Raw genomic sequence first — 16,258 nt, 5'->3', positions numbered from 1 at the left:
AGAAATAATTACGTTTAGATAGAATAAGGCACAAAAAAAAGTGAAAACTACATCTGTAATTTTCACTTCATTTTTATATAATTTGATATTAATTAATGAATAAGGTATTTGAGTTTTACCCCAAAGTTATAGGCATTTGGATTACCATATGAGTCGAAATTACTCTCTGTAATTCTATCAAATCCGAATTCATAATTGGCTTCTATACCAATGTTAAATCGCTGATCAAATCGGTAGTTGATTTCATTACCGATAACACCATTGAAATAATAAGGTTTTAACTCGGGTGCCCCGTTCTGATATGTTAAACTATTAACCTTTAATTCATTTCCTGAGATGATTTCGGTATTGATACCCGATTTTACGATCATTCTCAGTTTCTTATTCCCGATGACATATCCAACTTTCAATGGAACAGAGAATGAGTTGTATACATAATCGTAACTTGTGGTATTTGTCACTGAAAATTGTTCAGCACCCTCGCTACTAGCTCTAAATGTAGAAACTGCTTCAGAAGTACCTGTCGTACCAAGGTTACCATAGATAAGCCCTGTCTCTACAACCCACTTTTTAGACAAGTGCATACCTGCTTCTAGTCCATACCTCATTGATATTGCTGGCTTCGTACTCTGGTTAACTTCTGTCAGCATTGGTGTTCCGTAAGCCGATGTTTCGGGCATATTTGAAGTCGCCATGACTACAGAGGAATTACCACCAGTAAGTTTAGAATCAAAAGCGGTTGAGTTTAGGTTTAGACCAGCATAGAACTTACCATCTTTGTTTTCTTCATTTACTTTTTCAAGTCGATCTAAAGCCGAATAATAGGCATTAGCATTTACTTGTGCTGCTTCAGATGACTGGAGCGAATACCTTTTATAAAGAACGATTTCTCTAAGGTTCGCTTTTTCCACTTTATTTACCGCAAGTGTATTTTCTTGAGGGTTTGAAGAAGCTTGAGCGAGTATATCATTAGAATCTGTAAAAATTGGAGGTTCAGCATCATTGTTTTGAGTAAATGCCTGTCTAGCTTTCTGAGAAGCTACTGGCGTATTTACTGTGTTTAGAGGTTTAGCTGAGGCAACCTTTACATATTCATTTTCTTTGATTGCAGACTCTAATGCTTTCTCCTCAATGATAGGAGCAGACATAGGTTCTACAATCTGATGATGATGATTTTCTTTTACAACTTCTTGTGTAGAAATAGCAGGTTCTATTTTATCTCCTGTTAAAGAGCGCACGCCTATTGTACCAACTGCAATCAAGGTTACAGCGGCAGCCATACTTTTCCACCATGGGAATACAACTACCTTTGATTTTGACTCCTGAGGTAATTCTGATTCGATTTTATTCCAAAGTGAAGAATCTGGTTGTAACTCTTCATTTTCAAGTTTTTCAGACCATTCAGAAGTTTCCAAGTCATCGGAAATAGCTGCCCACATTCCATCTTTAGGCTGTAATTGCTCATCTTCAAACTTCTCGCTCCATTCGGATGCGTCAAGTTCGTTACTGATGCTAGTCCACAAATCCTTTTTAGGGATTTTATTCTCTCCCTCAAGTTTTTCACTCCATTCAGAGGCATCCAATTCATCACTGATGCTATCCCATAAATCCTTTTTGGGTTTAAGGTCAGCTTCTTCAACTGTCTTTTGCCATTTGATGGCTTCTAGTTGATGTGTGATTTCTTTCCATAGCTCCTGATTTGGAGGAATCTTTCCTTCCTCAAGTGCTTTTTGCCATTTACTATTAGATAAACGATCAAGTACGAGATTCCACAAAGACTCATCGGGAGGAAGTTTGGCATTTTCACATGCCTCTTTCCATATTTTTCCGAAATTATCTTTGGCTGTATTCATAACTACGATTCGCCTTTTCAATCAACTCCTGTAACAACTTCTTTGCTCTCGCATACTGAGACTTTGAAGTGCCTTCACTAATGTCCAACATAGAAGAAATTTCTTTATGCTTATATCCTTCAATGGCATAGAGGTTAAAAACCATTCTACAACCATCGGGTAAACTTTGAAGCATATCCTTCAACTCATTATAACTGAAATGACTAATGGTATACTCCTTCTCAGCAAGATCATACATTTCGTTCACGTCTACCATTGGCTGTGTATACAGCTTGCTCCTATGAAAGTTTAACGCTGTATTGACAACGATACGTTTCATCCAAGCATATAGATGTGACTCTGCTCTGAAAGTATCTATCTTTTTGAAGATTTTAATAAAAGCTTCTTGTAAGATATCATGAGCATCTTCATCTGTATGAGCATAACGAGCGGCTACGGCCATAAGTCGGGCCGAGTACAAATCGTAAAGTGCTTTCTGAAATTTTCGGCTGTTATTTTTACAGCCTTCCAGAATCTGCTCTTCGGTGTAGCCATTGCTTACTTGCATATCTGTCATAATGATTCATCTTCCCCTTAGTCACTGATATAGACACGCTTCATCCATAAAGCGTTGGAGTGGGTTCGTAGTTATTTTTTGTTTTTTGTGTCAATCGTAATGGTCACAGGGCCATCATTCACAAGTGAAACTTTCATATCAGCTCCAAACTCACCTGTTTGAATGGATTTGCCCAGTTTTGCTTCAAGAGTTTTGATCATCTGTTCATAAAGAGGAATTGCAATTTCTGGTTTTGCAGCCTCTATGAAAGATGGTCTGTTACCTTTTTTGGTACTAGCATGAAGCGTGAACTGACTGATTAGTAATATTTCTCCAGAAATATCAATAAGTGAGCAATTCATTTTTCCTGCATCATCTTGAAAAATACGTAGGTTGGTGATTTTCTTGGTTAACCAATCAATATCTTCTTCAGTATCGTCGTGACCAATACCAAGAAGAATCATAAAACCTTGATTGATTTGTCCTTTCACACTACCTTCTATACGCACACTTGCTTCACTAACTCGTTGAATTACTGCTATCATTTTAATTCGTTTTACTGTTTCTAACTATGATTTCTGTATGAAATACAAATGTGGTGTTTGCTCTATTTAGTCTGTTCACAAATAAAAACGGCTTTGGATACTATTGTTTCTAAATAGTTCACACACATTCACAAAAAAAACCTCCCTAATAAGAATTAGGAAGGTCAATAAATATCATTTATAAACTTTTGGCTATCGGATACCAACATCCATAACCCAATATTGAATCTCTTTAGACTGATGAGTGACCGAGTAATACCCGATACCTACAGCTTGGTAAACTGGTGATAAAAGATTTTCGCGAAAGCCTTCCTCGTCTAACCATGTTTGAATGACTTCTGTAGGAGAGCTTAAAAGAAAAGCTATATTTTCACCCTTTGCGTTTTGGTTGAAACGCACAATTCTTTCGGAGAGGGTACATTGCAATTCTAATTGTCCATCAACGCGGTCATAAGTATCCACATTGAAATAATCATCTTTCGCCATGTCTTGTGCATGATACCTTGCCGAACGTACAAGTCCTTCATCCCAAGTAAATGTAGCCAAACCTTCAGATGCTCTCAATGCATTGATTTGGTCAAAAAGATTTAATTCTTTTGATTCAAACTCACTACTCGGAAATTCATCTCCGGTAGCACAACCTTGATGGCTAATCAGTTCATCACTCTCAAAGAGCAACTCGCCACACCCAGCTAGTTGTATTAGTAATAAGAAATACCCTATTCTTTTTAAGAAAAAAGACTTCATTTCAATTTGCTAGTAATTATTTCGATATTCATTATGATTATTCCATCCCCACTTTGATCTGTAACAGAGACAATATTAGACAGAACTTCACTGATTTTTATGCAGAAAGAACATTGCTTATTACAGACGTAGATGATTGAGTGAATTATTAAAAGTTGTCTGTTGAAAAACTTCCTTCAATCATTCTATGAAAAGACAATTAAGTCTAAGAAATGGACAATAAAAAATAAAGATCTTACAATAATTTAAATGTGTACGATTAAAATGAGAATAAATTTAGAGATTTGCGCAATTATTCTCAGCACCACATCGAATTGTATGATAAAAAGAATCTTTAAGATACTTAGCCTTTATCATATGGTTCGTGGGATATATTTATTGTAAAAATGTTATTCACATGAAATCGAAATACAATTTCGTATCCAAGAGGACTTCTCAGAAGAAGGTATCACCGATTTCGATTCTAAAACCTGATCTTCTACTTCATATCCATTTATTGAAAGAGAATGAAATGGTATTTGGGTCTGAGTTGGTGAAGTCTTTAAAAGAGAATTTTCCTCAATTAACAGTATTGGATGTTGACAATTTCTCTGATGATCTTTTACTCCAGCATGTCAAGGAAATTCTAAGGTCGGAAAAGAACGTGTGGGTTGTAATCAATCCTTCTGAGGGGACGAGTTTCAATGAACTCAAATTCTTATGGAAAGAGTTGGTAGCCACAAATGGACAACATCTTTTAGTAATAAACGAACAAACTAAACATGAGATACAACTTCCTACATATCCTAATGAACTCATATTCCAGTCCAAAGAAGTACTTAAGAAACTTCAAGAACTTATAGAAAACGTATAAACTCAACTCCAATTAAATTAACATTTAACCTTTTTTGAAATGGATGTAGAAATACTTTCCCGAATCCAATTTGCCTTCACAATCATGTTCCATTATATCTACCCACCATTTAGTATTGGTTTGGGTTTAATTATGGTGATTTGTGAAGGAATGTATCTGAAAACTGATGAGAAAGTGTATGAAAATATGGCGAGATTTTGGACAAAAATCTTTGCGACAACTTTCTCTATTGGTGTGGCCACAGGTATTGTGATGGAATTTGAGTTTGGAACAAACTGGGCTACATATTCAAGGTATGTAGGTGATATTTTTGGGTCGCCACTAGCAGCAGAAGGTATCTTTGCCTTTTTCTTAGAATCAGGATTTTTGGCAGTTCTGCTGTTCGGATGGAATAGGGTTTCTAAGCGAACTCACTTCTTTTCAACATGTATGGTGGCGCTTGGTTCTACTATGTCAGCTTTCTGGATTGTAGTAGCTAACTCATGGATGCAAACACCTACAGCTTACGAAATTGTAGGTACAGGACTTGAAGCAAGAGCTGAGATTACAGATTTCTGGGCAATGGTTTTCAACCCTTCATCCCTTATTCGTTTTGCTCATACCGTAAATGGTGCATTTGTACAGGGAGCATTCCTAGTCATAAGTATTTCTGCTTATTACATCATTAAAAATCGTCATTTAGATCTAGCATATAAATCTATAAAAATAGCATTGGGTGTAGCGCTAGTGGCTTCACTTCTTCAACCCGTTCTTGGGCATGAGCATGCAAATGTGGTAGCAGAATATCAACCTGCTAAACTAGCAGCTTATGAAGGATTGTATGAATCAACGGATCATGCATCAATGTATGTGATTGGTTGGACGGATCCTGAAACTGAAAAAACATACGGAATTGAGATACCAGGAATGCTTAGTTTCTTGATCGCTTTTGATTTTGATCATAAAGTACCTGGCTTAAAAGAATTTCCGAAAGAAGATTGGCCCAATGTCAATCTCGTTTTTCAGACCTACCACATTATGGTGGGGCTAGGAATGTTGTTCATCGCACTTACAGCTTTTTCTATTCTAGCACTGAAACGTAAGAATTTACATGAAAAGAAATGGCTCATTTATATTCTGATTTTCTCGGTGCCATTACCTGTAATCGCTAACCAAGCTGGTTGGGTTTCGGCAGAAGCAGGGCGACAGCCTTGGATTGTACAAGATATTTTGCGTACAAGTGATGCACTCTCAAAAGCAGTAAAAGCAGAAGAGGTTTTATTCTCTCTTATCATGTTTTTCTGTATTTACCTTCTCTTGTTTTTTGCATGGATATACATCCTAGATAAAGAAATTAAACATGGACCAGAAGATGCGGTAACAAGTTACTCGCACAGAAAAGAAAGATTGGACATGTTTGAAGATAAAGATGAAGAGTAAGAAGCTAGACGGTATTATTTTAAGACAAAAACAATTCGGCAAATGGATTATAATGTAATTTGGTACATTTTAGTTGGTGTTTTACTTATTGGATACGCCATACTTGATGGGTTTGACTTGGGAGTTGGAGCATTGCACCTTTTAGCCAAAGGAGATCATAACCGACGCATTGTGATGAATAGTATAGGCCCTGTTTGGGATGGTAATGAGGTTTGGCTTATTACGGCTGGTGGTGCTGTATTTGCGGCTTTTCCACATGTCTATGCTACTGCCTTTTCTGGTTTTTATATTCCTTTTATGCTTCTTTTGGCAGCTCTAATTTTTCGGGCTGTAGCCATGGAATTTAGGTCTAAAGAACCGCACAGACGCTGGCGTCAATTTTGGGATGCTGCATTTTCAATCAGTTCGGCAATTGCAGCTACACTTTTTGGTGTTACTATCGGTAATGCCGTTACAGGTATAAATATAGGTGCAGATAAAGAATATCAGGGTACGCTTATGGAGCTATTAAATCCTTATGCACTTATGATTGGTTTCTTTGTCTTGACTGTATTCACTTTACATGGATCGCTTTATCTGATCATTAAGACAGAGGGAGAACTTCAAAAACAAGTGAAACAATGGGCTATGAAAGTCTACTGGATTTTTATCATTTTCTATATCATTGTGACAGGCTATACACTGTTTCTACATCCAGAAATGATTGCAAACTTTTCATTTGGGAAAATCAATTATATAGGAGGTAGACATGAACTGATCGATCATTACGATACATTCGTTTCAATAACAGCTTGGATTATTGTGATTCTTAATGGGCTTGCAGTATTGAACATCCATCGTTGTTTGGTGAAAGGTCTAGAGCATCAAGGTTTTATTTCTTCAGCTTTATCTATTGGAGCGATGGTAGGTCTATTTGCACTAGGGATTTTCCCAAATATGATTGTATCTACATTTGATCCGACTTATAGTTTGGATATTTACAATGCTTCGTCATCTCAAAAGACTCTGAAGACCATGTTCTATATCGCATTAGTCGGAATTCCTTTTGTGTTGTCTTATACCATTGCAATTTATTGGGTATTTAGAGGTAAGACACAACTAGATGAAAACAGTTATTAAAAGATATATTTGATATAAATTTTAACTCCTCTATTCTTATTTATTAGGATAGGGGAGTTTCTTTTTTGTAGTGATTTTATTTCCCCTAAAACACTTTTTTATGGTGAGTAGACTAAAAAAATAACAGAATATTTCATTGAAACATCTCCTAACATTATGTAGTCGACAATAAAACTTACTATTTTATATTTATACTTTTTTTGAGTGAAAATTTATTCTTTTTGAGAGTAAATACGATGTTTTTTAGTTTGATTATTCTCAAATATTTAATTACACATTGTTGATTTTCAGTGCGTAATTAGGTTGTGTTAAGGTGTTTTACCGAATACGTTTATGTTTATTTTAAAATTGTATTACATTAAATTAAATGTGTTTTTCTGTGATTATCACTTATTTAGGTGAAATTATTTCGTAAGCTAATTGGGTTTCATCTTTTTATCTTTTTGAATTCTTCATATATTCAATATCATTATTACACTATTTTAAAGTCTCTTAACGTTAGGTACTAAGTAAGAGAAGGTATTTTTTACAAAGGCTAGAACCATTAGATAAACTATAAATAGATGAAGAACGGGCAACTAAATGATGTACTCAAGCTATATCAGCAGTTTTCGAGGGAAGTATCTCTAGAAGGACTTACTAAGTCTGTTTTAGGAAACATACTGTCTCACACTAACATTGAGAAAATTAAATTGATCACTCGCTCTGGTGACCATTTTCTGATTCAAGCTTATCAGAATAAAGATGAGTTGCCAGTACTTATGGAGCGTTCTTTTCCTGCATTGCCAGATGATCTGCCATTGAGTATTATTTCTCAGTTGCACCGTAAACCTCGTCCAGTCTTATTGACAAAGACACAGCTTACTGTTCATTTCAGTAATGACCCGTATATCAAGTTGAAAAAACCTCATACGGTAGGTTGTCTTCCTCTGACAAACGAGCATCTTAATGTAGGATATATTTATGTAGAGAACAGTCAGAAAACGCCAATAGCTGATGAAGAATTTGCATTGCTTGAAATGCTGTCTCCTCAGATCGCTATTACTCTACAAAATGTTCTGATCAATGAAAGCTTAAGGGATAGTGAGACTGCGAGTTTCAATAATCCAGTTTACATTCCTAAGAAAAAAGAAGTAAAAACAGGTGAAGAGCAAGAGGCTAAAGCAATAGAAGAACAATTCAAATTGTTCGCCTCTCTTGGTGAAGATATTATCAACTGTGAGTCAATGGAGATGTTGACTCGTACCTCTTATAATAAGGTGAACTCATTGATGGATGCCAATATTTTTGATATTGGACTCGTTGATGAGAGCAAAAATACAATTGAGTTTCCTTCAACAATTGAACAAGGTGAGGTACTTCCTCACAATGCGGTTTCATTAGATGATGAAAACCAATTGGCAGTTCTTTGTTGGAAGAAACAACAAGAAATTCTGATTGGAGATATTGCAGAAGAACTTAACTATTATCTACCAAATCAAGAAAAGATAACACCTGTGGTTGGGCAGTCAGCTCAATCTATTATTTATATTCCGATTACTTACAGAAATCGTAAGATTGGAGTAATCACAACGCAGAGTGTCGAGAAGAATGCATATTCGGCAAGAGATGTTGAAATGCTTAAGGTTCTTTCTAAGTTCGTAGGAATAGCCTTGGAAAATGCTTCTCTTCTTGATATTCAGACACAAAAGAATGAGGATTATAGAAAGGAATTGGAAGATGCTTACAATACCATCAAGCAGCTTGGTGAAATTGGACAGGATATTACTTCTCACCTTTCTATTGAAACGATTGTAGAGACGGTTTATAAACACCTTAGTCATCTCATTAAAATGCCATTGTTCTCATTGGGTATTTACAATGAAAAGCACAATCGTATTGATGTTCCAATTACTTTTGAAAACGGTAAGCGAGTATCTCCATTCTATTATGATATTTCTAAAAAGGATCGTTTGTCGGTACTTGCATTCTCAGAAGGTAAGGAGATTGTCATTCGTGACTTGGAAGAAGAATTGAATCGTTATCTCCCAGAAGCGACCCTTCCAAACAGAGACGAGAGTGAGATACCATCATCAGCTATCTTTATTCCTCTAAGAGGTAAAGAAGGAGTTGTAGGGGTAATCACGGTACAAGATTTTAGAACGAATGCGTTTTCAGAAAAAGAGATCAATATCATCCGTACAATGAGTATGTACGTTGGTATTGCCCTAGATAACGCCCTTGTTTATGAAAGCTTGGAGGAAATTGTAATGGAGCGTACTTCGGAAATCCTGAACCAAAAAGAGGAAATCGAAGCGCAAAGAGACCGTGTAGAAAGATCATTTAGTGATGTAAAGATGCTTTCAACAATTGGTCTTACAATTTCGACGACACTTTCTACTTCAGCGATTATCCGAACAGTATATGACAAGCTTCAAGAAATCATGGATGTATCGGCTTTCGGTATTGGTATCTTAAACCCTGTCAAAAATAGAATTGATTTCAATGGTGCAATGGAAAATGGAACGGAGCTTCCATTCTTCTATCATGATCTCAATGATATGTTACGCTATTCTGTTTGGTCTGTGAAGAACAGAAAAGAGGTGTTTATGAATAATCATATTGAGGAGTATCATAATTACATTGAGACAGCAGCAAAACCTGTTCAAGGTAGAGATACACAATCTTTGATCTATTTACCTCTAGAAACAAAGGATAAGATTATTGGTGTAATGACTGTACAAAGTTTCAATCCGAATGCTTATAACAGTTATCACCTAGACATTCTTCGAAATATGGCAATTTACGCAGCAACAGCAATTGTGAATGCAGAGTCATATGAGAAAATTGAACGTCAGAAAGATGAACTACATGCTACTTCTCAGAAAGTAACATCAAGTATCAAGTATGCAAAACGTATCCAAAATGCGGTATTGCCAAACCGTATTATGGTGAAGAAGTTGATTAATGAATCTTTTGTATTCTTTAAACCAAAAGATATTGTAAGCGGAGACTTCTTGTGGTTTAGTGAGCGTGGTGATAAAATCTTTATGGCTACGGTTGACTGTACAGGTCACGGGGTTCCAGGTGCATTCATGTCCGTAATTGGTAATGACCTGTTGAATGAAACAATCAATATTCGAGGTATTGAATCTCCTGAGCTTGTTTTGGACATGCTGAATAAAGAAGTCAATGAGCGTTTGAATCAGAATGATGCTGATAGCCAAAGCCGAGATGGTATGGATATGACGCTTTGTGTGATCAATAAAAAAGAAAGCACACTTGAGTTTGCAGGAGCGAAAAATCCTTTATTCATCATTAAGAATGGTGAGCTAGAAGTAATCAAAGGTGATAAAATGCCTATTGGTGGTCTTCAGAAATATCATGAAGGTAAAAGCTTTACAAAACATACATTGACTATTGATCCTGAAGCGAACTATTACATGTTCTCAGATGGTTACGCCGATCAGTTTGGTGGTGAAGATGGTCGTAAGTTTATGATGAAAAACTTCAAGCAATTATTGATTGATAACTCATCTAAACCAATGGACAAGCAACGTACAATGCTTCGTCGTAACTTGATGGAATGGATGGAAAGACAGTCTGTTCAAACGGATGATATCTTGGTAGTAGGTATGCGTTTTTCTGAAGAAGAACTAGGGGAGACCGTAGTTATAGAAGAGGCTGAAGCATAAAATAGGATTTTCGAATTGATCATAAATAAAAAAGCACCAAGAATATTCTTGGTGCTTTAATTTTTTAGTGCTTTGTAATTTTCAAGTAGAAAAAAGCCTTAGACATTTGTTAGGATTGGAGTTGTCTAAAGGCTTTTGTTTTGTTTTTCTCATAAACGGTTATTCTCTTCTTAGCAGTAAGATGCAAACTTCTTCTTAAGCTCTTGGCTATTTCTAGTTGATTCCTCTTCAATGAAAGATTCAACTTTTTTTACCACGTCTTCGAAGTTTACATTGTATGTTTTTGCTCTCTGTGCATTCTCAAATGAAAGAGGCAATTGCTTATTTTTTTTTAATCTGAATGTCATCACACTATTGTATTTATCTTTCTCCTACTTTATAGACAACTCGTAGAGCTATATAGACAATGAAATTTTAAAAATATTTGAATTATTAAATTTTATTGTGAGTGTCAGAGACTCTTGTGTTTTATAACTCCCTGTAAGTCTGTTGTTAGCTATTTAATATTTAATACCAAGAACTAGAATATCGTCAGTTTGTTTTTGAGTATTTTTCCACTGAGTAAATTCTTGTTCTATTTTCATTTTCTGACGATTCATTGGAAGATCACTATATTTTAATAGCATTTCTCTAAATCGTTTTTTCAGATATTTTCGATCATTAGGGCCTCCAAATTGATCTTGGAATCCATCCGATGCAAGGTAGAGTTGATCTCCTTTCTGAAGTTGGATTTTTATATTCTCAAAAGACTTATCCTTAATTTTTGTATCACCAAGAGGTGCTCTCGTACCTTTTATTTGTTCAATTTCTGAGTTTCTTATAAGGTAAAGAGGAGTGTTTGCTCCACTATAAGTGACATTGCCATTAGTTTTGTCAAGCACTATAATACCCATATCCATACCTTCATCTCTGTCTTGGTTTAAATCTTGAATAATCATATTATCCAATGATTTTAAAACCTTAGAAGGATCTGTAAGTCCAAAACCCGTTACTGTTTGGTTGAGATTTGTAGCACCTATTATGGTCAAGAATGCTGATGGAATACCATGTCCTGTACAGTCAGCAACTACTACGATTACTTTATTGTCAATTTCCTTACACCAGTAAAAGTCTCCACTTACAATATCTCTAGGGCGTTGGAATACAAAAGACTCATCGAAACTATTTTTTAAATTAAACTGAAAGTTCAGTAAAGTCGATTGAATTTTTCGTCCATAATTCAAACTTGAAATTAGCGTAGTCTGTGATTTTTCAAGGCGCTCATTTTGGGTCTGAATTTCCTCCTTATGCTGTTGTAGTTCTTCGTTTTGGGCAATAACCTCATCATTTAAATCCGTCAATTCTAGCTGACTATTGATGTGCCATTGTTCGTATTGATAAAAGGCTTTTCCTAGGTATAAAAGCATAAGGAAAGCAGAGTAGTAATTCGTGATTGTGTAATAACGAGCTAGCCCATAGTTTTTCATTTCCCATACATCTAAGAAATCGATTAACCCTATGGCAGAGATATGTATAAGTCCAATAATTACCCACATTACTCCTTTTCTGAGACTGCCATAGAAATAGGAAACACTAAAGACAATTCCGTACCAAATGATGAAAGGTGAAGCCAGTCCTCCCGTAATGACAATGATACTCATTACAAGTAGGTGTAAAAGTAGTGGGTACAATGTTTTAAGCATTCGAAAAGGTATAAGTCCTCTTTTCGAAAGAAGTAAAATGCAAAACATCGTTACAGCAAAAGATGCCGTGATAATTGCCCCAGTAGTGTTTTTTGTTAGGTAAAAGAATAAAATGTGCAGAGAACTTGCCCCTCCTAAAGATAAAAGAGAGTTATCTAGCAAGCCCGCTTTCTTTAGTTCTTGATCAGATTCAAACTGATTAGATAGGTCATACGTTTGTAGAACCTTATTTGAATTAGGCATATTGAGATTTCTAAAAATGATGAAGTAGTAAGTGTCACAAAATGTATATACCCTCTCTATGTGTACACTTTGTTTTCCCTCAAATATAATTAAATAAAGAAAAAGTATGATAATATTAACAGTCTAAATTATTAGAATTAAGTATAAAAAAAACCTAAGCCAAAGCGGCTTAGGTTTATATTTATACTTATTTGTTAAGTATCAACCAGTTGTGCGAAGTGCTGTTGCAATCGCATTGATAGAACCTAATAGATAGAATAGCATTTGCTCTTCCTCTTTTTGGCTATCTCCTTTCACTTTCATAGCTCTCCACTTCTTCAACAAATCAATTTGTTTGTAGTGAATTTGATCTAGAGTCTCTTTTCTCAACTTGTTTGTGTAGAAAGACTCAGGGTTACGAGCTTCGAATGAATCAACAAGAAGTTCTTTCAACATTGTTCTTGTTTTCTTCAACTCAGCAGAAAGCAATTTGAAGATTGAAGATTTCACTTTAGCATCTTCTACTAGTTCAGAGTAAGCTTTCATGATGTCTTCATCTGTAGCTTCCAAACTAGTGTCGATGTTATTGAAAACATATTTCAAAAGTGGATCTTTCTTCACACCATCTTTGATCGCTTTGAATTCTGATGGGAATTCTTTCTTCAATTTCTCTAGCGTGCTACCTACACCGTACCAAGATGTAAGGTTACAACGAGATTGACTCCAGCTAAATACCCAAGGAATAGCTCTCAAGTCACCTAGTGTACGTTTACCAGTACGACGAGCTGGTCTTGAACCAATTCTACTTGACTCAATTGCATCAATAGGAGTTGCTTCAGCAAAGTACTTGATGAAGTTAGGGTGGTTCAGAAGTTCTACGTAAGTTTTCTTACTTTCTTCTGCCATCCAAGAGAACGTTTTCGTATAAGGGTAGATGTTCTCTTTGTCGTTATCACCTTTGATTGTCACCTCAGCAGAACCAGCTGCAAGAAGCTCAAGGTTGTAACAAGCAGTCATCTTGTTCGAGTATTTTTGCTCGATACTTTCTCCTTGCTCTGTCAAACGCATATAACCGTTTACAGATGATGGAGGAAGAGACTCAAGGAACATGTGAGTTGGTCCTGCACCACGGCTAATAGAACCACCCTTACCATGGAAGAATGTCATGTGTAAGCCTCTGTTTTTGGCTACGGTAGACAATCTGTCTTGAGAGTGGAATAGTGACCATTGAGACGCGATAACACCACCATCTTTGTTAGAGTCAGAATAACCAACCATAATCATTTGACGAGGTTTGGTCCACTCGTTCACTTTACGTTGGTACTCAAGACTACGCTTAGTAAGTGGGTGATCTAGGAAGTTCTCCATGATCTGAGGAGATTGTTGTAAATCTTCGATAGTTTCAAATAATGGAACTACTGGTAATTTACATACAAGTCCTTCTTCTGTCTGAACAGTTAATCCAACTTCTCTACAAAGAACGAATACTGCAAGAAGGTCAGATACACTACGAGTCATACTTACGATAAGTGCACCAATACCGTTCAACCCGTATTTGTTTACTTGATCAGCGATTACTTCGTAGCACTCTTTTACTGTTTGCGCTTCTTTTTCAAGAGGAGCACCTTTGTAAGAGAATGGACGGTTAGACTGAAGCTCGTTGTTCAAGAATACAAGTCTTTTCTCTTCGTTCCACTCCTCGAAGTTACCTTCGATACCTGCAGCATTCATCAATTGAGTGATTGCTTTGTCGTGGAAAGATGAGTTTTGACGAATATCAAGTTTTGCAAGGTGGAAACCGAAAGTATCAACAACACGGATTGTATTGTTTACATAAACTAATGCTCCGTTTCTAGCACCTTTCTCGATAAGAACATCTTGAAGCAAGTTCAAGTCGTTCAAAAGATCTTTTGAGTAGAAGTATGAAGTATCAGACTCCGCAAGCTCGATATTGTGGTTATCAATCTTGATAGGAAGTTTCAAAAGACATAGTCCTAAGAATTGTCTGTAAGCTTCACCTCTGTTTCTTTCAAGAGCTTTATCAGCTTGACTACCTAATTCTGTACGCATCTCATTGATACGGTCAATGAATTTCTTAGGCATTTCAGTGTATTCTTTCGAATAACTCAAACGTTTGATAAGCTCAAGCATAGACTCACGGATATGGATAATCGCGTTCAATCTAAGCTCTGAAAGAGTATGTTTTGTTACTGTATCAGTTACAAATGGGTTACCATCGCGGTCACCACCTACCCAGTCACCAAATGAGATTTTAGGACGGTCTGTAACTTTTTCAATTAGTTTTTTATCGAAACCAGCATCTTCCCAAGCTTGAGCCAAACGGATATCCAATAGCGGAAGAGCCGTAGGGAAGATATTTGTTAAGTAGTAAAGGATATTACGAAGCTCATCAGATACTTTTGGCTTTTCGATGAAGATTTCACCTGTTTGCCATAAGGTATCAAGCATAGTCTTGATCTCTTTTTTGATCTGATTTTGCTCGTACGTGCTGTACATTTGGTTTTCACGTTTTACCATCATCAGATACATATTACGATTATGCTCCAAGACAGTAGTACGCTTCGCCTCTGTAGGGTGAGCTGTTAAAACAGGCTCAATTGTGATATTTTTTAAGTGTTCAGCAATTTCTTTTTCAGAATAGCCTGCGTCTTTTAGATTTTTCAATCTTGCTCCCCATAGACCTTCTGTAGTCAATCCATTTTTGGATTCAGATTTTCTACGGTTTTGTACTTCGCCATTTTCTTCAACAGTGTTCAGTAACTGGAAGCACAAAGAGAATAATTGAATTAAACGTTCGTCGAGAACTTGAGATGAAGGATTAGCATTAACCCAAGGCACTTGGTTAGCTAACTCTTTTTCGCCATTTTCTTCTAAAACTTCTTTTAAACAAGTTAATAAGAAGGTGAGGTCGTCATAAGGTTTACCAACCTTTTCCTTAATGATCTCAAGTGTAGTCTTACTTTCCTTTTTGTTCATCTTTTTAAAAGACAGAGTTTTTGATGTTGTGTTAATAGAATCTATATGCTATCAATCATCATAACACCAGTAGTGGATGATTTATTTGCACTAGTTAAGGAATGTCTCATTTTTTAAAGATGAACTTTGTCAACTTTAATGGATATTATCGTCACGCTTTTGAACGATATTAGTAAGCTTTTTTTATAACAAGCTTGTTTTTAGGTAGTTAAAAAGGTGTTGTGTAAATTTTACACATATGTTTAAAAAATCTTAAAAACAAAATATTTCCAAATGAAAGCGTATTGGAACAGTAAATTATTAGCTGAAAGTGACAAAACCATCATAATTGAGAACAATCACTACTTCCCTCCTGAGTCTTTGAACAAAGAGTTTTTTCAAGATAATTCGACCCATTCTACCTGTCCTTGGAAGGGGCAAGCATCTTATTTTGATGTGGTGGTAGATGGGAAAATAAATAAAGATGCAGCTTGGTATTATCCAGAGCCAAGCGAGTTGGCTAAGAATATTAAAAACTATGTAGCTTTTTGGAAAGGGGTAGAGGTCGTGAAGGAATAAATATTTTATCAAAACGTAAAAATCAGTATGACTGATTTTTACGTTTTGTATGTT

Annotated in this window: 12 protein-coding genes; 5 read left to right on the top strand and 7 right to left on the bottom strand. The window is 35.9% G+C overall.

The genetic code is table 11. The annotated features are described in order from the left end of the window. Positions 1 to 92: 92 nt before the first annotated feature. The 4 genes from BC781_RS15670 to BC781_RS15655 form a co-directional block, all read right to left on the bottom strand. Positions 93 to 1,853, bottom strand: a complete 1,761-nt coding sequence (locus BC781_RS15670) for a porin family protein (protein ID WP_109619482.1) — start codon at positions 1,851 to 1,853, stop codon at positions 93 to 95. Further along, positions 1,834 to 2,400, bottom strand: coding sequence for an RNA polymerase sigma factor (locus BC781_RS15665; RefSeq protein WP_109620186.1), 567 nt, complete (start codon positions 2,398 to 2,400; stop codon positions 1,834 to 1,836). Before BC781_RS15665 ends, BC781_RS15670 begins: the two co-directional genes overlap by 20 nt. A gap of 80 nt (positions 2,401 to 2,480) precedes the next feature. Further along, a complete protein-coding gene (gene dtd, locus BC781_RS15660; RefSeq protein ID WP_109619481.1) occupies positions 2,481 to 2,933 on the bottom strand; it encodes a D-aminoacyl-tRNA deacylase in 453 nt (150 codons plus the stop codon). Between the two features lie 192 nt (positions 2,934 to 3,125). After that, the gene (locus tag BC781_RS15655) at positions 3,126 to 3,680 is read right to left on the bottom strand and encodes a CAP domain-containing protein (protein WP_109619478.1); all 555 of its coding nucleotides are present in this window, start codon (positions 3,678 to 3,680) and stop codon (positions 3,126 to 3,128) included. 397 nt (positions 3,681 to 4,077) lie between these two features. Here BC781_RS15655 and BC781_RS15650 point away from each other — a divergent pair, with 397 nt between their 5' ends. The 4 genes from BC781_RS15650 (at position 4,078) to BC781_RS15635 (ending at position 10,745) form a co-directional block, all read left to right on the top strand. Beyond that, positions 4,078 to 4,533 carry a hypothetical protein gene (locus BC781_RS15650; protein ID WP_109619476.1) on the top strand — a complete coding sequence of 152 codons (456 nt, stop codon included), beginning with the start codon at positions 4,078 to 4,080 and terminating at the stop codon, positions 4,531 to 4,533. 39 nt (positions 4,534 to 4,572) lie between these two features. Continuing rightward, the gene (locus BC781_RS15645) at positions 4,573 to 5,952 is read left to right on the top strand and encodes a cytochrome ubiquinol oxidase subunit I (RefSeq protein ID WP_109619473.1); all 1,380 of its coding nucleotides are present in this window, start codon (positions 4,573 to 4,575) and stop codon (positions 5,950 to 5,952) included. Between the two features lie 42 nt (positions 5,953 to 5,994). Continuing rightward, positions 5,995 to 7,071: a cytochrome d ubiquinol oxidase subunit II gene (gene cydB, locus BC781_RS15640; protein ID WP_109619471.1), complete on the top strand. Its 1,077-nt coding sequence runs from the start codon at positions 5,995 to 5,997 to the stop codon at positions 7,069 to 7,071. A gap of 563 nt (positions 7,072 to 7,634) precedes the next feature. Further along, positions 7,635 to 10,745, top strand: a complete 3,111-nt coding sequence (locus BC781_RS15635; protein WP_109619469.1) for a GAF domain-containing protein — start codon at positions 7,635 to 7,637, stop codon at positions 10,743 to 10,745. A 170-nt stretch (positions 10,746 to 10,915) separates the two neighbouring features. Here the strand turns inward: BC781_RS15635 and BC781_RS25500 are convergent, their stop codons facing one another. From BC781_RS25500 to BC781_RS15625, 3 genes are all read right to left on the bottom strand, one after another. Further along, positions 10,916 to 11,092 (bottom strand): hypothetical protein, encoded by a 177-nt coding sequence (locus BC781_RS25500; RefSeq protein ID WP_158281499.1) that lies wholly within the window; start codon positions 11,090 to 11,092, stop codon positions 10,916 to 10,918. A gap of 153 nt (positions 11,093 to 11,245) precedes the next feature. Beyond that, entirely contained in the window at positions 11,246 to 12,670 is a 1,425-nt protein-coding gene (locus tag BC781_RS15630) for a PP2C family protein-serine/threonine phosphatase (protein ID WP_109619467.1), read from the bottom strand. 201 nt (positions 12,671 to 12,871) lie between these two features. Further along, positions 12,872 to 15,646, bottom strand: a complete 2,775-nt coding sequence (locus tag BC781_RS15625; RefSeq protein WP_109619465.1) for a phosphoenolpyruvate carboxylase — start codon at positions 15,644 to 15,646, stop codon at positions 12,872 to 12,874. A 273-nt stretch (positions 15,647 to 15,919) separates the two neighbouring features. On the opposite strand from BC781_RS15625, the gene BC781_RS15620 reads away from it, so the two are divergent. Next, entirely contained in the window at positions 15,920 to 16,204 is a 285-nt protein-coding gene (locus tag BC781_RS15620; RefSeq protein ID WP_109619463.1) for a DUF427 domain-containing protein, read from the top strand. Positions 16,205 to 16,258 lie beyond the last annotated feature (54 nt).

The sequence above is a fragment of the Sediminitomix flava genome (assembly GCF_003149185.1).
Taxonomy (GTDB): Bacteria; Bacteroidota; Bacteroidia; order Cytophagales; family Flammeovirgaceae; genus Sediminitomix; species Sediminitomix flava.
Note: the sequence above shows the minus strand (reverse complement) of the source record. Positions and strands in the feature narration are given on the sequence as shown.